We start from the raw sequence: 20150 nt of genomic DNA, 5'->3' as shown, positions 1-20150 counted from the left end.
TTTCTAATTGAGATATAATTAGGACTAAAAGACTAAAAAAACTAAAAAAATTTAAGTTTATTCCTCAACTACTTCATTTTCTAAAACATATACCAAGTCTTCAATAGCTTTTTTTTCATCTTCTCCTCTAGCAATAATAGTTATTTCAGTGCCTTGTGATACCCCTAAAGACATGATACCCATTATACTTTTAGCATTAACTCTTTTATTGTCTATTTCAACATAAATATCACTTAGGTATTTATTTGCAGTCTGCACAAATATAGCTGCAGGTCTTGCATGTAACCCAACTTTGTTTTTTACTATAGCTTTTTTACTTATCATTGTTATGTTCCCTCCTCTCTCTTCTTATTTTATCAGCTATTTCCTCTATCCTCCTAAATCGATGGTTAACTCCTGACTTGCTTATAGGTGGACTTAGCATTAATCCTATTTCTTTTAAACTAGCTTCTTTATTACTTAATCTCAACCTCGCAACACCAATTAAATTTTTAGGTAATTTATCAATTCCTATTGTTCTATCAATATACTCAATATTATCAACTTGCCGGATAGCTGCATCAATCGTTTTCCCAAGATTAGCGGTCTCACAGTTAACCAATCTATTTATATTGTTTCTAACTTCCTTTACAACTCTAACGTTTTCTAGTTTTAATAAAGCAGTATGAGCTCCCATTATATTAAGTAAATCAACTATTTGCTCTCCTTCTTTTAAATATATAACATAACTATCTTTTCTTGTAACAATTTTAGAATTTAATCCAAAAGAATTAATAAGTTTAGACAAATTTATAGCATACTCCTCATTACTAGCTACAAATTCGAGATGATATGTTCTTTCAGGATTGCTAATAGAACCTGCTCCCAAAAAAGCCCCCCTAATATATGCCCTTTTGCAACACTTATTTTTCACTATTTCTTCAGGTATCTTATAGCTGATATTATAAAAATCATTATCATTTTTCAATATACTTGACGCTTTTAAAATTTTTTTTGTATCTTCTGTATAGTTAACAATCATTAAATAATTATTGTTCTTTTTAAGTTGTTTATTTTTTCTTACCATTACTTCAGGATTTACATTATATAAAAACTTCAATAAAGTAAAAATTCTTCGAGCAATAGCTGCATTTTCAGTTAAAAATTTCAACCCCAGACCGCCTCTTCCATTAATTTGAAGAGAACCATTCATGTGTATTAAAGCAGCTAATTCAGCAATAGCACAACAATTATTCCTAATTTCTAATCGTGATAATTCATTTTTGGTTTTTGAAGAAAAAGACATTTAAATCATTCCTCTATGCATTAATTAATCGTTAAATAATCTATAATCAAATTATATTAATAGCCTTAGTTATTACCTTCTTTTCATCATTATATTTTGCTAATTGAGCAGCTCTATTAATATGCACAAACCTAGCTTCAATAAATCCTTCAACTCTTTGTGGAGTACAATTCATGCTCCTGCTCTCCATCAAGTACCAATGTACTGTTTTCATAACCATATCTTCTTCTCTACAATTTCTAAATGTATACTGAATTTTACCTAAATATTGTATTATTTGTGCTTTCACTCCTCCTTCTTCTAAAACCTCTCTAATGGCAGTCTCATTAAATTTCTCATTATTTTCAACCCTGCCTTTTGGTAAAACCCAGTCTCCATTATACTTTCTCAACAGTAAAATAGCATTACCAAATATAACTACTCCACCTGCACTAACTTCATGCTTCAAGTTGAACCCACTCCTATTTTTACTAAAATAATTTTATAGAATAATATATTATTGTACAAGATAAAATTAACATATATATGCAAAAGTTTCAACTGCGCGATACATAGCATTATCCTATAATACTATTTTTTAATATTTAACAAATATTTTATAACATCTAATAATAAAAATCAATTGTTTGTTAATGTTAGATACTGTCAAGTAAAAGTTGGCAAAATTATTATTTTTAAATTTAATCATCCAATTTTGCTGTTTTAATTATGTTTTTATGCCCGATAGGGCAAGAGTATTCTATTTATACTTTCTACAATTTTAAAAATAAATTTACATATACTTTACAATGATTTCAAAATTGTTATTCTATAATACTAGACTTATGATTATAGAATAACAATAAGTCTGAGAGCCCTATTTTTAGGTCTAATTCTATTTATTCATCAGTATTAATGCTCTATTATGTTGTATTTTTTTAGGCTTATATTAGAGCATAGGTATCGTATGTTAGCTTATTCTTTTAAGTTATATAATATATTAGATATTAAAAACTTAGGTTCATTTGACTTGCACATTTGCAACCTAACATGTCCTTTATGGCTTTTCTTCCGTTAGTTACTGAACATTGACTAAATGGCATGCTTGCTCTTTTGTGTTTGTATATCTTGCTTTTCTTTGGCTTTTTATTTACTTCTGCTGCTGTTAATCCTACTTTTTCTATTATTTCTTCAAGCTTTTCTTCTTTTATTTCTTTGTTCAGTAGTGATTTTATTGTTGTTGCTAATTCTTTGCTTGCTTTTTCTGCTAGTATCTTGGCTAAGTTACTGGCTCCTTGTATTGACCAACTTGTTTTATTCCCTTTCATCCTTTGTGCTAATATATCACATATGCTATGTTCCATTGTTCCTAGATTTCTATATTTAATTCCTTCTGGTGGTTGCGGCATATTTATGTCTGGGCGAAGTTTGTAGAGCACTATCCCTTCTTTGTTGTTTACTAGGTAATTATATAGTGCCTGTAATTTCTTCATTTTCTTTTGATTATCATTGTTTTCTATCATTAGTTTTGTTATCATTTCTAATCCTTCTTCTATGTTACCATTGCTTAGTTTCTTTATTATTTCTTTTGCCTTTTTCTTATCTTCTATGTTCTTAAGTACTGCTTGATTTCTATGAAATGGATCTAATTGAAAGTGTGAATTGTCTTCTTTTATAACTTCTTTTATCCAGTTTGCTCCATCTCCATTTACTATTTTTGTTTCTATTTCGTCAGTATTATATTGTTTCGCTATTTTGGCTTGTCTTAGTTTTCTAAATTCTTTACTACTTCCAAAGCTTGCATATGCTTTTTTGTTCTTTAGTACATATCTATCTTTTTTCTCATGCTTCTTCTCCCAGCCTTCATAAAAAATTCCTAATTTTAGTTCTTTTTTCTCTTTTCCCTTAGTCTTTTTATCTTTACCTTGGATATTTATCCACACTCCATCCATTTCTTCAAACAATATTTTTGTTTCTTTTTTGCCTTGTAATTTTTCTTCGTTGTTTAATTTTATTTCGTGTTTTTCTTTTTGTTTTAGTTGTTCTCCTAAGTTTTGTATTATGTTCCAAGCTGCTGAATGACTTATACTTTGGTTTGTCATTTCTGTTATTTTATTTGCTGTTTTTCTATATGATTCATCTGTTGCTAGATCTACTATTTTTTCTACTAGATTTGTAGATATATGTCCTATGGTTTCCATTTTTAAGTATTCATCTAAAAGGCATTTGTAACCTCTTTTACCCTCTTGTGTAGTATATTGATATATTCTACGTTTATATTCAATTTCGCCCATTATTGTTTTTATGGTAGTTTTCTTTAATCCTTTATTTCTATATTCTTCTTTATCTCTTTCTTTCATTAATTTATTATCTAATTTTTCTAATAGCTCTACGAGCATTTCACATGCCTGTCGGCATACAAGCTTATATATAATTTTCTCTAAGTTCTTGAAATTAATTTCTTTTTCATCTAAACTTATATTATACATGTAATCATCCCTTTTATAGTTTTCTTATTAATTACTATTATATTGGATGATTCATATATGTTAAAGGTGCTTTCGGGCATCTTTTTCATTTTTGTTGTTTTTGCCTACTAAAATTATACTCTAAGTTAATGTTATTTCACAACTACTTTTATCTCTTTTAAATCATATTCTTTTGTTATAATATATTTGTATGTTATTTTTCTCTACTAACAGGAGGTGTATGTTAATGAACATTAATATTGACTATGTAACAGATAAGCTTATTGAAATTTTAAATACTCCAAGTCCATCAGGGTATGCACATGAATGTATTAACCTTGTAGACAATTTTTTTAAAGAATTAAATATACCTACATACAAAACTAATAAAGGAGCTCTCATTGCTACAATTAAAGGTGAAAATGATGAAAAACAAATAACTTTTTCAGCTCACGTAGATACCCTTGGTGGTATGGTAAAAGAAATCAAAAGCAATGGAAGAATTAAATTCACTCAAATTGGCGGTTATATGTGGAATTCTGTGGAAGGTGAATATTGTACTATAAAAACTTCTGATGGAAAAACTTATACAGGAACAATACTTACAACTAAAGCCTCGACTCATGTTCATGGTCAAGCTGCGTCTGAATTACAAAGAAAAGAAGATACTATGGAAATAAGGATTGATGAAAAAGTCCGTAATAAAGAGGACATAGAAAAATTAGGAATTAGTATTGGTGATTTTGTATTTTTTGACCCTAGGACTACTTTAACAAAAAGCGGTTTTATCAAATCAAGACATTTAGATGACAAAGCTTGTGTAGGTGTTATCCTTGGCATAGCTAAATATATTATGGATAATAATATAACACCAAAATATACGACGAATTTCTTCATAAGTAATTATGAGGAAGTAGGTCATGGTGCTTCAGCAGATATCCCTGAAAAAACTGTCGAATTTATAGCTATAGATATGGCAGCTCCTGGAGAAGGACAAAGTTCTGATGAATATAGCGTAACTATTTGTGCTAAAGATTCCAGTGGCCCTTATGACTATGAGTTAAGGCAGAAACTTGTTAATGTGGCAAAAAAGAATAATATTAATTATAAAATTGATATATATCCATATTATGGCTCTGATGCAAGTGCTGCCATGAGAGCAGGCTGGTCATTTAAGCATGGACTAATTGGCCCTGGAGTAGATGCTTCTCATTCTCATGAAAGAACTCATATAGATGCTATAGAAAATACTATAAAGCTTGCAATAAAATATATTACTGAATAAAATAGGGACAGCTGTCCCTATTTTTATTCAGTAATTTTTTTATATAATAAATACGAATATATGAAAGAAAAAACAGCAACACTCATAACTACAATAAACGCTATAACAGAAGTAACTGTATTATCGATAAAAGCAGAAATTATAAACATTATCCCTGAAATTATAAATCCATATCCTCCAACTCTATGCGTCTTTTTCCACACTGTTTCATTCGCCAACGTCCAAGGTGTTCTTATCCCAAAAGTATAATTATGCCTAATTTGGCTCATATAATTACCCATAACAACAAATAACAATCCTATAAACAATTTTACGATAAATCCAATATTGACAATATATCCTAATGCAGCTAATATACTTGCCCAGTGGATTCCTATTAGTACAATTATTATGAACAATATCGTAATTGCATAAGCTTTTTTATGCTTTAAATATGAATCTTTTTTAGGATCTATCTTTGGCACAATAATCATCAAAAGATATAATCCTAAAGGCAATATAGCAGTAAAAAATACAAATTCTCTTCCACTATAATCATCTATTTCACCTTTCATATTCCAATGTGTAGGTATTCTATTTGGCAGTGACCCATAAATATAAATAGTAGCAATAATAGATATGAGCATTAAAACAATTAACCATTTATTTATCTTCATTATTATTACCTCTTCCCATAAAATTAAATATCCACTTAGTTATTTCTTGCATAGCAGTAGTATTTAGTGAATAAATAATATTCTGCCCATTTTTTTCCCACAATACAAGATCAGCATTTTTTAAAATATTGAGATGGTGACTAATAGAAGGCTTACTGATGTTAAAAAAATCAGCAATCTCTCCAGCTGTCATATCTTTCTCCTTCAGCAATTCTAATATTTTTCTTCTTGTAGGATCAGAAAGTGCCTTAAATACATTATTGATAATATCATCTCCTTTCTTAGATATTTAGATAATTATCTAAATATCTAATTTCATTATATTCAACTTTTTCATTTATGTCAATACTTTATTAAATTTTCTATTTTAACATTAAATACATGTGTATTTGTTTAAAATATAAAAATACTATAATAAAGGAAGGTGATTTTATGCCAATAAACGAAAAATTCATAGTAAATCTACAAGGAAAATCATATGTCACTTATGAAGGCCTTCTTGATTTAGCTCATCAAAAAAATTTAAATTCAATAAAAGTAGAATTAATTCAAATCCCTACTAATGAAAACAATATGCTTGCAATATGTAAAGCAACAGCAACTGCAGATAATGAAGTATTTACAGACTATGGTGATGCAAGTCCTCAATCAGTAAATACTAAAATAGTACCTCACTTAATAAGGATGGCTTCTACTAGAGCAAAAGCAAGAGTATTGAGAGATTTGACTAATGTTGGTATGACAGCAATAGAAGAGTTAAGTATTGAAAATAACGAAAAAACTGAAGAAAATAAACCAATTGGAGAAAGCAAAACTACTCAATATATATACCCAAATGATGAGCTACCGACTAAAAGACAAATGGATACTATTAAAAAACTTTCTGATACCTTAAATATGAATATCCCATTTGAAAATCTAACTAAAAAAAGTGCTGGAAAATTAATTTCTAAAATGCTTGAAGAAAAAAGCAGGAGAAATTAATACTAATTTCCCCTGCTTATTATATCCATTATTATCTTACTAACTTTTAATGCATCATGCCTTATATAATCTTTTTTAATATCAATTAATTTATCAGTTATTACTTTAATATTTTTATTTTTTAATTTATCTATTTCTTCTTTTTTAGCCAAAACTGGCTCAGACCCATCATCAGAATATTTACTCAATAATGATTTAGGAATTGGTTCAACATTTGCTATTACATAATTAATAAATCCTTCTCTGCTGTGCTTTATAACTGCATCAACGTGATCAATTAAGCTATATCCATCAGTTTCTCCAGGTTGTGTCATAACATTAGATATATATATTTTAGAAGAATTAGCATTATAAATATACTCAACCATATCTTTGACTAGTAGATTTGGTATAACACTTGTATAAAGGCTTCCAGGACCTAAAACTATTGCATCAGCTTCATTTATCGCTTCAATAGCTTCGTCTAAAGGATAGCAAACCTCTGGTTCAACATATATGTGATCAATTTTGCTTTTAATTTCCTTATTTTTAAGTGTTATATTTGATTCTCCTTCGATCACTTTCCCATTAGTTAACTTTGCACATATTTTAACATCATCTAGCGTTACTGGTAAAACCTTACCTGTAACAGCTAAAACATTACTTACCTCTTTGATAGCTTTTTCAAAATTTCCATGAATTCCATTCATAGCAGCTATTAATAAATTTCCAAAACTTTGACCCTTTAACTGACCTTCTGTAAACCTATATTGCAAAAGTTTTTCCATCTCTGGCTCGGTATTTGCTAAAGCTAATATACAACTTCTTATATCACCTGGTGGAAGCATGCCTAAATCTTCCCTCAAAATACCAGAACCTCCACCGTCATCTGCAACTGTCACTATAGCCGTGATATTAGATGTGTATTTTTTTAAACCTCTTAATAATACTGATAACCCTGTTCCTCCACCAATAACTACTACTTTAGGCCCATTCCTAATAACTTCTCCACTACAATTTTTTTTACCAAAATTAATCATTCCATTTTACCCCTTTACTATTTTATGTCTTTATGGTCAATAGTTACTCTATTTCCTTTTTCTTTAAATTTTTCGTACAATACATTAGCTATGGTAACAGACCTATGCTGTCCCCCAGTACAACCTATTGCTATTACCAACTGAGTTTTACCTTCTTTAATATAGTAAGGTATAAGAAAATCAAGCAAGTCTGTCAATTTATTAATAAATATATTTGTCTGTTCCCATTTTAAAACATAATCCCTCACTTTCTTATCGTTACCTGTAAAGTTTTTTAACTCGTCAACATAGTATGGATTAGGTAAAAACCTCACATCAAAAACCAAGTCTGCATCTAAAGGTATTCCATGCTTAAATCCAAATGAAATAAAAGATATAGTTAAATTGTTAGATTCTTTACCTTCAATAAATATCTTCTTTATCTCTTCTTTCAGCATACCAATAGTAAGATTTGTAGTATCTATAATATTATTTGCTCGTTTCTTTACTTCAGTTAGTTTTTCTCTCTCTTTTGTGATTCCTTCTATTATTCTTCCATTTGGATTTAAAGGGTGGGGCCTCCTAAGCTCTTTATATCTCTTTATTAAGATATCATCAGAAGCATCTAAAAATAATATCCTATATTTTATATTGTGTTTTTTAAGTGTATCCAAACTCTTAAATAAATCATTAAAAAACCTACCACCTCTAATATCAACCACTACTGCCACTTTGTCAATTTTCTTCTTTGACTCATAGCATAGTTCTGCAAAATTAGGCAATAAAGCAGGTGGAAGATTGTCCATACAATAATAGTTAATATCCTCCATTACCTTCATAGCTTGACTTTTCCCAGCACCAGACAATCCAGTAATAATAATAAATTCCATAAAACCTCACCCTTTTATTTAATCTATTGTATTTTTAATACGATTTGATGGTAATCCAGCTTTTTCAGCCCTCTCTATTCCTGCACTAACATTTCCAACATCTTCAGGTTTATGAGCATCACTGCTAATGATAAAATCGACATCTTCTTCCATAGCAATTTTAATATATTCTACAGTTAATTGTCCATGACTAGCATTTATCTCAAGAGCAGTACCTTTTTTTGCAGCTGCTTTAGCAAGTTTTTTTACATTAACATCAACCTTTGCTCCTGGATGTGTAATCAAATCAATGTCATATCTATCCATAGCATTTATAAGTGCTTGTGTATTAAGATTTCTTGCTTTTTCAGCTGCAATTTTACTTATCTTACTGATGTTATTTAAAATATAGAACTTATAAGCATCAGAAATAGATTTAGGTCTTGCTCCAAAGTGAAATCCTACTAAAAGAATATCTAAAAATTTTATTATTTCTTCATCAACGTCTATAGTACCATCATAGCCTATTACATTAGCTTCCACTCCTAATAAAATGTTTATATTTGGATATTCCTTATTTAATTGATCAATCTCTTTTCTCATTTTTTTTAAATTTTCTTTACTCACGCCAAATCCCATGTGACTTGGCCCATGGTCAGTTATTCCAATTTCCTTTAATCCTTTTTTTATAGCAACTTCAACGTTGTCCCTTATAGTTCCTTTACCATGACTATATACAGTATGTGTATGATAGTCAGCATATATCTTCATTAGATATCCCCTCTCATTCTACTCCTAGTATTTTAACCTCAGGCTCAAGATTGACTCCAAATTTATCATATACAACTTTCTGTACAACCCTTATTAAATTAATAACTTCCTCGGCAGTAGCATTTCCTAGATTAACTATAAATCCAGAATGCTTATCAGAAACTTGTGCATTTCCCATTCTTAAACCTTTTAACCCAGCGTCTTCTATTAACTTTCCAGCATAATATCCTTTAGGTCTTTTGAAGGTACTTCCAGCACTAGGTAGATGTAACGGCTGTTTTAAATTTCTTTTATAAGCCAATTCGTTCATAGTAGACTTTATATCGTCATAGTTCCCCTTACTAAGTATCATTTCAACTTCTAATACTATTAATTCTTCTTTTTGTACACGACTATATCTATATTCAAAATTTAGTTCTTCATTACTATATTCTACCAAATTCCCTTCTTTATCTAAACATTTTACATTGCTTATTACATCTTTCATTTCTCCTCCATATGCTCCGGCATTCATTGCTACAGCACCACCCAATGACCCAGGAATTCCACTTGCAAACTCTAAACCTGTAAGGGAGTTTTCTAAAGCAAACTTTGACACTACAGACAATAATGCTCCAGATTGTGCAATAATTTTATCGCCATTGACTTCAACCTTATTCAAGTACTCTGAAAGTTTTATAACTATTCCCCTTATTCCTTTATCTCTAACTAAAATATTGCTTCCGTTGCCAATAATAAAATAATCTATGCTTTCATTCCTACATATATTTATGACAGAAGTCACCTCTTCAATAGTCTTTGGTAAAATCATAATATCTGCTGGACCTCCTATTTTGAAAGAGGTATGTTTTTTCATAGGCTCATCAATCAATACGCTACCACTCTTAATTATATCTTTAAAAAGTTTATAAACTTCATTTTTATTCAAAACATCAGCTCCCTTCACTTACGCTATGTATCCTTATTTTAGTATATCCTTTTTTATAGATATAAACAATACTATTTCCTTTTAAGTAAATACTCTACTTGATTTTTAGCTTCATCCAATGCCTCTTGAGTAGTTTTTTCTCCTATTATAGCCAATCTAATTTGAGCTTGCAAAATCCTATCAATATCTTTCCATTTTTCATGTCTTGGTATTATCTGTGTATAATATAAGCAATCCTCCAATCTTTTCATCTTTTCATTATTGCTATACAAGTCATTAACATTCTTATTCACAGGAAATAATCCTAATTTATCTAATGTCCTCTGATTTTCTTCATTAGTTATAAATTTAAGGAATTTCACACACATGTCTAATTTTTTCTTATCCTGCTGCTTAAATATACCATAAGCACTTACTCCGTTATTTAACGAAATTGGTATTCTCATTTCTCCTATTGGATAGTTAGCTACTGCAAAATCAAATCCTTCTCCTTTTAAGTAATTATTTTCTAAAACATTCACAGCCCATGAGCCAGTAGGATATACTGCTACTCTTTTTCCCTTTGCAAACATATCCCAAGCATTATTTTCATCCAGATATCCAAACTCTTTTGGAGTTACATTATACTTGTTTCTCAAGTCAACAATTTTTTGAGTTCCCTTTAATGCTTTTTCTCCGTAAAAAATATACTCTCCACTATTTTGATCTAATATCTCTGCACCATCACTTAATATTATCCCCCATATGTTATAGTAATTAGGTTTGACAAAAGACATAAAACCATAATAATCATTTTTACCATCTCCGTCGTCATCCCATGTAAGTTTTTTCATCTTTTCTATAAATTCATCATAGGTCCAATTTCCATCTATTGGAGGTTCTACTCCCCTCTGTCTAAATAAATCAAGATTAATATACATGGCATAAGTTGTCATAGCAAAAGGCACTGCTATCATTTCTCCATTATAAGTTACTGACCTAATAGCTTGATATTTAAACTGATTTTTCTCGTCTTCTGTAAAATAGGAATCCAAAGGTTCTAGCATATCATCACTCATACATTCAAAATCACTTCCAATAGGAGCTATATCTGGAAGCGAACCTGTTTTTAAAGCAACTTCTAACTTTATAGGACCATTTTCCCAATCAATTGGTTCTAATTCAATATAAACACCTGGATTTTGTCTTTCAAACATTTTTATCTTATCATTTATCCATCCATATCTGCTGCCAGTATTTATATCTAATCTTGGAAAATCCCAAAGCCTTATTACTCCTTTCCAAGAATCTTCTTCATCTTCTTTAGTATCTACTTCTCTATAATAATTAGTATAAATTGGCCATATTATTATAAAAGCGATCAATAATGTTGTAATAATTAATTTTAAAACTTTTTTCGTCATGATACCACCTCTTAAATATAATATTCTTCAAATAATAAAAAAAGACCCTGATTTAACAAGGTCTAAAAGTTCATTTATTTACATAAAAAGATATCCAAAGGCATTAAACGCATAACCTATAATAATAATTCCTATAGTAACAATACCTATGAATATGAATAATAGTTTTGGTTTAACAACTTGTTTCAACATAATCATTGATGGTAATGAAAGAGCTGTTACACCCATCATAAAAGATAACGCTGTTCCAAGTCCCACTCCTTTCGAAATAAGTGCTTCTGCAATAGGTAATGTCCCAAATATATCCGCATACATTGGTATACCTACAAATGTAGCTATAAGAACTGAATACCATTTATCTTGACCAAGTATTGCAGAAATAATTGATTGTGGAATGTAGTTGTGTATAGTAGCTCCTATTCCTACACCAATTAAAATATATAGCCATACTCTTTTTATTATATCTAGTACTTGATTTTTAGCAAAATCTAATCGATCACGAGTAGTCAATTCATCTTCCTCAGTATCAAGAACCTTATTACCGTAAACAAATGATTCTACATATTTTTCAAGCTTTAGTTTACTAATGATGGTTCCTCCGATAACAGCAAGGATAAGTCCAACAATTACATACGCTATAGCTGTTTTCCAGTTGAATATACTTGCTAGCAAAATAACCGATGCTAAATCTACAAGAGGCGAAGAAATTAAAAATGAAAATGTAGTACCTATTGGCAACCCTGCGCTAGTAAATCCTATAAATAATGGTATTGATGAACATGAACAAAATGGTGTTACAGTACCAAGCAATGCAGACAAAGTATTAGCTGTAATTCCATTAAATCTACCTAAAATCTTTCTAGTTCTTTCAGGAGGAAAGAAACTTTGTATATATGAAATACCAAATATTAAAACAGAAAGCAGTATAAATATTTTAATCACATCATAAATAAAAAAATGAATACTTCCACCCATCCTCGTACTTACATCTAATTTAAATATATTTTCAACTAATGATTTAACTAAGTTACTAAGCCATTCCATCTTAAGTAACTGGTTATTTAACCATTTAAATATAATCATAACAATCATCTCCTTATTTTATTATTGCATCTTTTAAATAGACTATATTTGTATGTCTTTTATATCAACTTCTATATTGAACTAAAAAAGTTATTCAATGAATCCAAAGAATCCCTATTAATTGAATACTTCATCCATACTCCATCTTTCCTACTGTTTACAAGCCCACTATCACACAATATTTTCATATGATAAGATAGCGTAGGCTGAGTAATGTTAAATTGTTCAAGAATATTACAAGCACAAAGTTCTCCTTTAGAGAGCATGTGGAATATTCTTAATCTTGTTTCATCTCCCAATACTTTTAAGTACGAGGCATATTTTTTATAATCTCTATCCATTATATCACCTCCATAAAGCAGTTTGTATATAGATAAATTTCTATATAGATATATATCTATATAGAAATTTATCTATATATAGTATATACCTAGACATAGATAAATGTCAATATATATTTTAAAAAAAACAAGGGAAAAATTCCCTTGTTTTTTAAGCTGCAGCTTATAATATTTTATATTATATTATATTATTTTTCGGCCATTTTCTTATATGTTTCATATCTTTCCTTAGCATCTTTTTCTGCCTTAGCAAATAGCTGTTCAGCTATTTCAGGGAACGTCTTCATAAGTGATGTATATCTTACTTCACTTTCAAGGAATTCTCTAAATGAAGCTGTAGGCTCTTTAGAATCAAGTATGAATGGATTCTTGCCTTCTTCTTTAAGAAGTGGATTATATCTATATAGATGCCAATATCCAGCTTCAACAGCTTTCTTTTCTTGTAATTGAGAATGACCCATTCCAGCTTTAATACCATGGTTAATACATGGTGCATAAGCAATAATTAGTGATGGACCATCATAGCTTTCAGCTTCAACAATAGCTTTCATAAATTGATTCTTATTTGCTCCCATAGCTACTTGAGCTACATATACATAACCATAAGTAGTAGCTATCATACCTAAGTCTTTCTTCTTAACCTTCTTACCTGAAGCAGCAAACTTAGCTACTGCAGCAGTTGGTGTAGCTTTTGATGACTGACCACCAGTATTTGAATATACTTCAGTATCAAATACTAAGATATTTACATTTTCACCAGAAGCTATTACGTGGTCTAATCCACCGTAACCTATGTCATAAGCCCAGCCGTCTCCACCGATAATCCAAACAGATTTTTTAATTAAGTAATCTTTTAATTCGTCAATTTCAGCAATTAATTTCTTTGCTCTTTCATCTGTTATATCGTTGTTATTTAACAATGGAAGTATTTTTAAAGTAGCTTTCTTAGAAGCATCTGCATCATCTTTGCCTTCTAACCAAGCATTAAATGCTTCCTTAGCTTCAGCTGGTATATCTAAAGTAACTAATTCTTTCATCAAATCTTCAAGTTTATTTCTCATCTTCTTAACAGCTATTGCCATTCCATATCCATATTCAGCATTGTCTTCAAATAATGAGTTAGCCCAAGCAGGTCCTTTTCCTTCTGCATTCTTACAATATGGAGTTGAAGGTGCTGATCCTCCCCAGATTGATGAACATCCAGTAGCATTGGCTATAATCATTCTATCTCCAAATAATTGAGTAATAACCTTAGCATAAGGAGTTTCTCCACATCCTGCACATGCACCTGAGAATTCAAGCAATGGTTGTGCAAATTGACTGCCCTTAACACTTTTCTTATCCATTAAATTATCTTTAACTGATACAGTCATTGCATAATCCCAATTTGGCACTTCTTTTTCTACTTGAGTTTCTAATGGTTTCATAATAAGTGCTTTTTCTTTTGCTGGACAAATATCAGCACAGTTTCCACATCCAGTACAATCTAATGTACTAACTTGAATGCGGTATTGTAATCCTTCAAGTCCTTTTCCTATAGCTTTCTTAGTTTCAAATGATTCTGGAGCATTCTTTACTTCTTCTTCGTTTAATAATATTGGTCTTATAGCTGCATGTGGACAAACAAATGAACATTGATTACATTGTATACAGTTGTCTATCTGCCATTCAGGAACATTTACTGCTATGCCACGCTTTTCATATGCTGCAGTCCCATTTGGGAAACTTCCGTCTTCTCTTCCAACAAATGTACTTACCGGTAACTTGTCTCCTTCTTGTCTATTCATAGGCCTTAAAACATTTTTAATGAAATCTGGCTCATCTTTAGCTTCCTCTTTGACATCGTCAACTGCGTCTTTCCAAGAAGCTGGAACTTCAACTTTAACCAACTTTTCCATACCTTTATCAACAGCTTCATAGTTCATTCTCACAACATTGTCGCCCTTCTTACCATAAGACTTAACTATGGCATCTTTTAAGTACTTAACTGCATCATCAATAGGTATAACATTAGCAAGTTTAAAGAATGCAGCTTGCATAATCATATTTGTTCTATTGCCTAACCCAATTTCACTTGCTATATGGGTAGCATCAATAGTATACATTTCAATATTATGTTCGGCTATATATTTCTTAAGTGATGCTGGCAATTTACTATCTAATTCTTCAACTGACCAATTAGTATTAAGTAAGAACTTACCTCCATCTTTTAAACCATCCAATAAATCATATTGATGAACATATGATTGTTTTGAACATGATATAAAATCAGCTTCATGTATTAGATATGTTGATTTAATAGGTTTATTTCCAAATCTTAAGTGTGATATTGTAACTCCACCAGACTTCTTACTATCATATGCAAAATAACCTTGAGCATACATATCTGTATTGTCACCAATAATCTTAATAGCACTCTTATTAGCTCCAACTGTACCGTCTGAACCTAATCCCCAGAATTTACATCTAATAGTACCTTCTGGTGCAGTATTAATCTCTTCTTTTACCTCTAATGAAGTAAATGTAACATCATCAACTATACCTATAGTAAAGTTATTCTTTGGTTTTTCAGCCTTTAAATTATCAAACACAGCCTTAATTTGTGAAGGAGTAGTATCTTTTGAACCTAATCCATATCTTCCACCAACAACTAATGGAGCATTTTCTTTTTCATATAATAAAGTACGTACATCTTGGTAAAGTGGTTCACCTAATGCGCCAGGTTCTTTTGTTCTATCTAATACAGCTATTCTCTTCACTGTCTTAGGAAGAACGTCAAAGAAGTATTTTGCTGAGAAAGGTCTGTATAGATGTACTTTAATAACTCCAACCTTTTCTCCTTTTGCTAATAAGTAATCAATAGTTTCCTCTATTGTTTCTGTTACTGAACCCATAGCTACTATTACATATTCTGCATCTTCAGCACCATAGTAATTAAATGGCTTGTATTCTCTACCTGTTAGCTTGCTAATTTCTTTCATATAATCAGCAACTATATCAGGTATAGCTTCATAATATTTATTACATGATTCTCTAGCTTGGAAGAAAATATCTGGATTTTGTGCAGTTCCCTTAGTTCTTGGATTCTCAGGATTTAAAGCATTATTTCTAAATGCTTTAACTGCTTCAAAATCAACAAGTTTCTTTACATCATCATAGTCAATAACTTCAATTTTTTGAATCTCATGTGATGTTCTAAATCCATCAAAGAAATGAACAAATGGAACTCTGCCTTTAATAGCACTTAAATGAGCCACACTTCCTAAATCCATTACTTCTTGTACACTACCTGATGCAAGAAGTGCAAATCCAGTTTGTCTTGTTGCCATAACATCGGAATGATCTCCAAAAATAGAAAGAGCATGGCTTGCAACCGCACGAGCACTTACATGAAATACTCCAGGTAACAATTCCCCTGCAATTTTGTACATATTAGGAATCATAAGCAATAACCCTTGTGAAGCCGTAAAGGTAGTTGTTAATGCTCCTGCTGATAAAGATCCATGTACAGCACCCGAAGCACCTGCCTCTGATTGTAATTCTGTAACTTGAACTGTTTGACCAAAAATATTCTTTTTTCCATGGGCCGCCCAATCATCGATCAATTCAGCCATAGGAGACGATGGAGTAATTGGGTATATGGCAGCTACGTCAGTAAATGCATATGCAACATATGCAGCTGCAGTATTTCCGTCCATGGTTTTCATTACTTTTGCCATTTATAAACCCCCTTGATTAAATTTTATCATTGAAGAAAATATCACAATTAAAGTATAGTAAACTATCGTAATAAAGTCAACATTATAAGCTAATGTTATAAAAAAATACTTTACTTTTAGAAATATGCAAAATAAAATTAGTAAATTGCATAATAAAATATTTTATTATGCAATTTACTTAAATTAAAAACAAATGATTTTCTTCAATTAGTCGACATATCTTTTTTCAACAACTTATTGATTTTTCAAAACCTTCATCAATAATATATTGAGCAAACTTTACTGCATTACATTGCTGCCAATCACTACAATTATCTTTTTCTGGACATAAATCACAAAATTCTTTTAAAAGAATAGCTATACCAATTTCATTTTTTATAATATGATTCACATAACCACCTCACTTAATATAATATATGAAGTGGTTTTCTATATAGTAACAGACATGCTAACTTTCTTTCATATCTCTTTTTTGCTCAAAATGTTCAATTAGCTTTTTATTTAATTCTTCTGCAGCATTATACCCTAATAGTTTTTGCCTGTTATTCCTTGCAGCTACTTCTATTATCATCGCTAAATTTCTTCCTGGTCTAACAGGTATAACTAATTTAGGTACTTTTACACCTAAAATTTCTAAATAATCTTCATCTAATCCTACCCTATCATATTCCTTAGTTTCATCCCAAAGCTCTAATTCAATAACAAGATTAATAAATTCCCATTGTTTAACAGCTCCAACACCATAGAGTCTTTCAATATCTATAATTCCTATGCCTCTTATCTCCATAAAATGTCTGATAAGTTCAGGAGCACTTCCCTTTAATGTACCATCTTCTCCTTTTCTGATTAAAACAGCGTCATCAGATACCAACCGATGTCCTCTCTTTATCAGTTCAAGAGCTGCCTCACTTTTTCCTACACCACTTTTGCCTAAAAGTAATACACCCATACCATAAGTTTCAACAAGTACTCCATGCACAGTTATTTCAGGTGCAAATTTATCATCAATATAATTAGTCAAAGCATTTATAAATTTTGTAGTAACCATTTGAGTACGTAATATAGTTCTCCCATAAAGTTTAGCTGCCTCTATCATCTCAGGGAATATCTTTTGACCTCTAGTAATAATTACTGCTGGCATATTATAACTAAAATATTTACACAATCTTTCTTTCATAACACTAGGTTCAAGGTCTGATAGATAACTCCATTCGGTACTTCCAATTATCTGAAATCTTTCATTAGCAAAATGTTTGAAATACCCAGCTAACTGCAATCCAGGTCTATTAACATCAATTTTTTTTAATTCAATATTTTCTTTTTTATATATAACTTCTAGATTCAAATCATCTATAAGTTCATCCATAGTTAATTTTGCCATTAGTTTCCTCCTCTCATTTTTCCCACAATATCTCCCCTGCACTATTAACTTACTTGCTTCTAAAAAAATTATATACTGCTTCAGCAGCTTTTTTATTCATTCCATCTACTTTACTAAGCTCATCAATCGAAGCCTCACTTATTTTTTCAATAGAGCCAAAAGTACTTAGTAAAGCTTTTTTTCTTTTATCACCAATCCCTTTTATATCGTCTAAAACAGATTTAAATACCTTCTTATCTCTTAAACTTCTATGATAAGTTATAGCAAATCTGTGAGCTTCATCTTGTATTCTTGTTATTAGTTTAAAACTCTGACTATTTCTTGGCAACTGTATTTCCTTATTCATAAAAATAATTGCTCTTGTTCTATGAAAATCATCCTTTACTATTCCACATACAGGAATTTGTATGTTAAACGATTCAAGTACAGCTTTTGCTATATTAACCTGTCCCTTTCCTCCATCCATCATTATCAAATCAGGAAATACTGAAAAGCTTTCTACCCCAACTTTATTTTCGACAAGCATAGCTTTTTCCTTTAATCCTCTTTCAAATCTCCTTATCAGTATCTCTTTCATACTTCCATAGTCATCTGCACCAATTATAGTTTTTATCTTAAATCTTCTATAATCACTTTTCTTAGGTACCCCATTTTCAAACACTACCATAGAACCAACAGATTCCATTCCTTGTATATTGGAGATATCAAAAGCTTCAATCCTTCTTGGTATTTTGTTAAGACCAATATATTCAGCAAGTTCTTTTATACATGCTATTCCTTCATCTGTCTTACTTTTTATTCTACTATTATGTTGTTTTAACATATTAACAGCATTTTCTCTTACCATGTTAATAAGTTCACTTTTATCTCCTCTTTTTGGTACTTTAATATAAACTTTAGTCCCCCTCTTTTCTGTAAGCCATTTACTTATAGACTCTCTATCTTCAAAATCAGACTCTACGAGTATTTCCCTGGGAATATATGCTGAACCTAAATAAAATTGCTTAATAAAAGAACTTAAGACCTCTTTTCTATCAACTTCCAAATTGTCCTCTAATATAAAGTGGTCTCTGCCCATAATCTTTCCTGCTCTCACATAAAAAACTTGAACACAGGCTTCTTCAGTACCCCTTGCAATTCCAATAATATCTTGGTCTATTACATTTGTAGATACTATTTTTTGTTTCTCTAGTATTAATCTTAAAGAATTAATTTGATCTCTATACTTTGCTGCAGATTCGAAATCTAGTTCTTTAGAAGCCTTCTTCATTTTTTCTTCCATAATTTCAATTAACTTATGCTCTTTACCATTTAAAAACATTATTATTTCTTCGACCATTTCATTGTACTTATCTTCATCTACATTTCCTTGGCAAGGGGCTAAACATTTACCTATAAAATAATTTAAACATGGTCTTTCATTTGAAGTCCTTTTGTTAAAATTCTTTTTGCAGCTTCTTATAGGATATAAGCCTTTGATTATTTCTAATGTATCATTAACTGCTCCAGCACTAGTATAAGGCCCAAAATATTTTGCTCCATCCTTTAATATTTTCCTTACTTTAATAACCCTTGGATACTTTTCATTTGTTGTTATTTTAATATAAGGATACTGCTTATCATCTCTTAGCAATATGTTATACTTTGGTTTGTGTTTCTTTATAAGATTTGATTCTAATATTAGTGCCTCTACTTCATTGTCGGTAATAATGTATTCAAATTCTTTTATTTTCTTAACCATAGCATTAACTTTAGGAGTATTATTTCTAGAAGACTGAAAATATTGCCTAACTCTTTTCTTTAGTGATATAGCTTTACCAACATATATTATCTGTCCTCTATCATCCTTCATCAAGTATACTCCAGGCTTATCTGGAAGCTTTTTTAGCTCTTCTTCGATGTTAAACACTTCTATCACCTAACTTATTAATAATATATAATTATACTATCATAATTGAACATATTTTAAAATTCCTATATAATGTATATAGTCAAACAAA

At 30.3% G+C, this 20150-nt stretch carries 19 protein-coding genes; 2 read left to right on the top strand and 17 right to left on the bottom strand.

What is annotated here, in order from left to right; translation table 11 throughout:
* Positions 1–57: 57 nt before the first annotated feature.
* The 4 genes from ACZ41D_RS05020 to ACZ41D_RS05005 form a co-directional block, all read right to left on the bottom strand.
* A complete protein-coding gene (locus tag ACZ41D_RS05020) occupies positions 58–324 on the bottom strand; it encodes an HPr family phosphocarrier protein (RefSeq protein ID WP_464152830.1) in 267 nt (88 codons plus the stop codon).
* Positions 314–1285: a DNA-binding protein WhiA gene (gene whiA, locus ACZ41D_RS05015; protein ID WP_464152829.1), complete on the bottom strand. Its 972-nt coding sequence runs from the start codon at positions 1283–1285 to the stop codon at positions 314–316. The genes ACZ41D_RS05020 and whiA overlap by 11 nt, the downstream gene beginning before the upstream one ends.
* 46 nt (positions 1286–1331) lie before the next feature.
* The gene (locus ACZ41D_RS05010; protein ID WP_464152828.1) at positions 1332–1733 is read right to left on the bottom strand and encodes an NUDIX hydrolase; all 402 of its coding nucleotides are present in this window, start codon (positions 1731–1733) and stop codon (positions 1332–1334) included.
* 538 nt (positions 1734–2271) lie between these two features.
* Complete coding sequence (locus tag ACZ41D_RS05005) at positions 2272–3753, bottom strand: ISLre2 family transposase (RefSeq protein ID WP_464150702.1); 1482 nt, start codon at positions 3751–3753, stop codon at positions 2272–2274.
* 226 nt (positions 3754–3979) lie between these two features.
* Here ACZ41D_RS05005 and ACZ41D_RS05000 point away from each other — a divergent pair, with 226 nt between their 5' ends.
* Positions 3980–5017, top strand: coding sequence for a M42 family metallopeptidase (locus tag ACZ41D_RS05000; RefSeq protein WP_464152827.1), 1038 nt, complete (start codon positions 3980–3982; stop codon positions 5015–5017).
* Between the two features lie 23 nt (positions 5018–5040).
* Here ACZ41D_RS05000 and ACZ41D_RS04995 read toward each other — a convergent pair whose 3' ends face one another.
* Both ACZ41D_RS04995 and ACZ41D_RS04990 read right to left on the bottom strand, forming a co-directional pair.
* Complete coding sequence (locus ACZ41D_RS04995) at positions 5041–5673, bottom strand: SdpI family protein (RefSeq protein WP_464152826.1); 633 nt, start codon at positions 5671–5673, stop codon at positions 5041–5043.
* Positions 5660–5938, bottom strand: a complete 279-nt coding sequence (locus ACZ41D_RS04990; RefSeq protein ID WP_464153118.1) for an autorepressor SdpR family transcription factor — start codon at positions 5936–5938, stop codon at positions 5660–5662. Before ACZ41D_RS04990 ends, ACZ41D_RS04995 begins: the two co-directional genes overlap by 14 nt.
* 167 nt (positions 5939–6105) lie before the next feature.
* Here ACZ41D_RS04990 and ACZ41D_RS04985 point away from each other — a divergent pair, with 167 nt between their 5' ends.
* Entirely contained in the window at positions 6106–6657 is a 552-nt protein-coding gene (locus ACZ41D_RS04985) for a hypothetical protein (RefSeq protein ID WP_464152825.1), read from the top strand.
* A gap of 2 nt (positions 6658–6659) precedes the next feature.
* On the opposite strand, the gene ACZ41D_RS04980 is transcribed toward ACZ41D_RS04985, so the two are convergent.
* The 11 genes from ACZ41D_RS04980 to uvrC form a co-directional block, all read right to left on the bottom strand.
* Positions 6660–7676, bottom strand: a complete 1017-nt coding sequence (locus tag ACZ41D_RS04980) for a gluconeogenesis factor YvcK family protein (protein ID WP_464152824.1) — start codon at positions 7674–7676, stop codon at positions 6660–6662.
* A gap of 17 nt (positions 7677–7693) precedes the next feature.
* Complete coding sequence (rapZ, locus tag ACZ41D_RS04975) at positions 7694–8545, bottom strand: RNase adapter RapZ (RefSeq protein ID WP_464152823.1); 852 nt, start codon at positions 8543–8545, stop codon at positions 7694–7696.
* Positions 8546–8563: 18 nt separating this feature from the next.
* Positions 8564–9295 (bottom strand): PHP domain-containing protein, encoded by a 732-nt coding sequence (locus ACZ41D_RS04970; RefSeq protein WP_464152822.1) that lies wholly within the window; start codon positions 9293–9295, stop codon positions 8564–8566.
* A gap of 13 nt (positions 9296–9308) precedes the next feature.
* A complete protein-coding gene (murB, locus tag ACZ41D_RS04965) occupies positions 9309–10223 on the bottom strand; it encodes a UDP-N-acetylmuramate dehydrogenase (protein ID WP_464152821.1) in 915 nt (304 codons plus the stop codon).
* Positions 10224–10294: 71 nt separating this feature from the next.
* Positions 10295–11626, bottom strand: a complete 1332-nt coding sequence (locus tag ACZ41D_RS04960; protein ID WP_464152820.1) for an ABC transporter substrate-binding protein — start codon at positions 11624–11626, stop codon at positions 10295–10297.
* Positions 11627–11704: 78 nt separating this feature from the next.
* The gene (locus ACZ41D_RS04955; protein ID WP_464152819.1) at positions 11705–12709 is read right to left on the bottom strand and encodes a permease; all 1005 of its coding nucleotides are present in this window, start codon (positions 12707–12709) and stop codon (positions 11705–11707) included.
* 71 nt (positions 12710–12780) lie between these two features.
* Complete coding sequence (locus ACZ41D_RS04950) at positions 12781–13050, bottom strand: ArsR/SmtB family transcription factor (protein ID WP_464152818.1); 270 nt, start codon at positions 13048–13050, stop codon at positions 12781–12783.
* Between the two features lie 188 nt (positions 13051–13238).
* Positions 13239–16769, bottom strand: a complete 3531-nt coding sequence (nifJ, locus tag ACZ41D_RS04945) for a pyruvate:ferredoxin (flavodoxin) oxidoreductase (protein ID WP_464152817.1) — start codon at positions 16767–16769, stop codon at positions 13239–13241.
* A 226-nt stretch (positions 16770–16995) separates the two neighbouring features.
* A complete protein-coding gene (locus tag ACZ41D_RS04940) occupies positions 16996–17160 on the bottom strand; it encodes a hypothetical protein (RefSeq protein ID WP_464152816.1) in 165 nt (54 codons plus the stop codon).
* A gap of 57 nt (positions 17161–17217) precedes the next feature.
* Entirely contained in the window at positions 17218–18150 is a 933-nt protein-coding gene (hprK, locus tag ACZ41D_RS04935; RefSeq protein ID WP_464152815.1) for an HPr(Ser) kinase/phosphatase, read from the bottom strand.
* A 49-nt stretch (positions 18151–18199) separates the two neighbouring features.
* A complete protein-coding gene (uvrC, locus tag ACZ41D_RS04930) occupies positions 18200–20059 on the bottom strand; it encodes an excinuclease ABC subunit UvrC (protein ID WP_464153117.1) in 1860 nt (619 codons plus the stop codon).
* Positions 20060–20150: the final 91 nt, after the last annotated feature.

The sequence above is a fragment of the Brassicibacter thermophilus genome (genome assembly GCF_055378355.1).
Note: the sequence above shows the minus strand (reverse complement) of the source record. Positions and strands in the feature narration are given on the sequence as shown.

Excerpts from the sequence above, each read along its gene's own strand:
- ACZ41D_RS05020 (WP_464152830.1), bottom strand. The coding sequence starts at position 324 with ATGATAAGTAAAAAAGCTATAGTAAAAAACAAAGTTGGGTTACATGCA.
- whiA (WP_464152829.1), bottom strand. The coding sequence starts at position 1,285 with ATGTCTTTTTCTTCAAAAACCAAAAATGAATTATCACGATTAGAAATT.
- ACZ41D_RS05005 (WP_464150702.1), bottom strand. The coding sequence starts at position 3,753 with ATGTATAATATAAGTTTAGATGAAAAAGAAATTAATTTCAAGAACTTA.
- ACZ41D_RS05000 (WP_464152827.1), top strand. The coding sequence starts at position 3,980 with ATGAACATTAATATTGACTATGTAACAGATAAGCTTATTGAAATTTTA.
- ACZ41D_RS04995 (WP_464152826.1), bottom strand. The coding sequence starts at position 5,673 with ATGAAGATAAATAAATGGTTAATTGTTTTAATGCTCATATCTATTATT.
- ACZ41D_RS04985 (WP_464152825.1), top strand. The coding sequence starts at position 6,106 with ATGCCAATAAACGAAAAATTCATAGTAAATCTACAAGGAAAATCATAT.
- ACZ41D_RS04980 (WP_464152824.1), bottom strand. The coding sequence starts at position 7,676 with ATGATTAATTTTGGTAAAAAAAATTGTAGTGGAGAAGTTATTAGGAAT.
- rapZ (WP_464152823.1), bottom strand. The coding sequence starts at position 8,545 with ATGGAATTTATTATTATTACTGGATTGTCTGGTGCTGGGAAAAGTCAA.
- ACZ41D_RS04970 (WP_464152822.1), bottom strand. The coding sequence starts at position 9,295 with ATGAAGATATATGCTGACTATCATACACATACTGTATATAGTCATGGT.
- ACZ41D_RS04960 (WP_464152820.1), bottom strand. The coding sequence starts at position 11,626 with ATGACGAAAAAAGTTTTAAAATTAATTATTACAACATTATTGATCGCT.
- ACZ41D_RS04955 (WP_464152819.1), bottom strand. The coding sequence starts at position 12,709 with ATGATTATATTTAAATGGTTAAATAACCAGTTACTTAAGATGGAATGG.
- ACZ41D_RS04950 (WP_464152818.1), bottom strand. The coding sequence starts at position 13,050 with ATGGATAGAGATTATAAAAAATATGCCTCGTACTTAAAAGTATTGGGA.
- nifJ (WP_464152817.1), bottom strand. The coding sequence starts at position 16,769 with ATGGCAAAAGTAATGAAAACCATGGACGGAAATACTGCAGCTGCATAT.
- hprK (WP_464152815.1), bottom strand. The coding sequence starts at position 18,150 with ATGGCAAAATTAACTATGGATGAACTTATAGATGATTTGAATCTAGAA.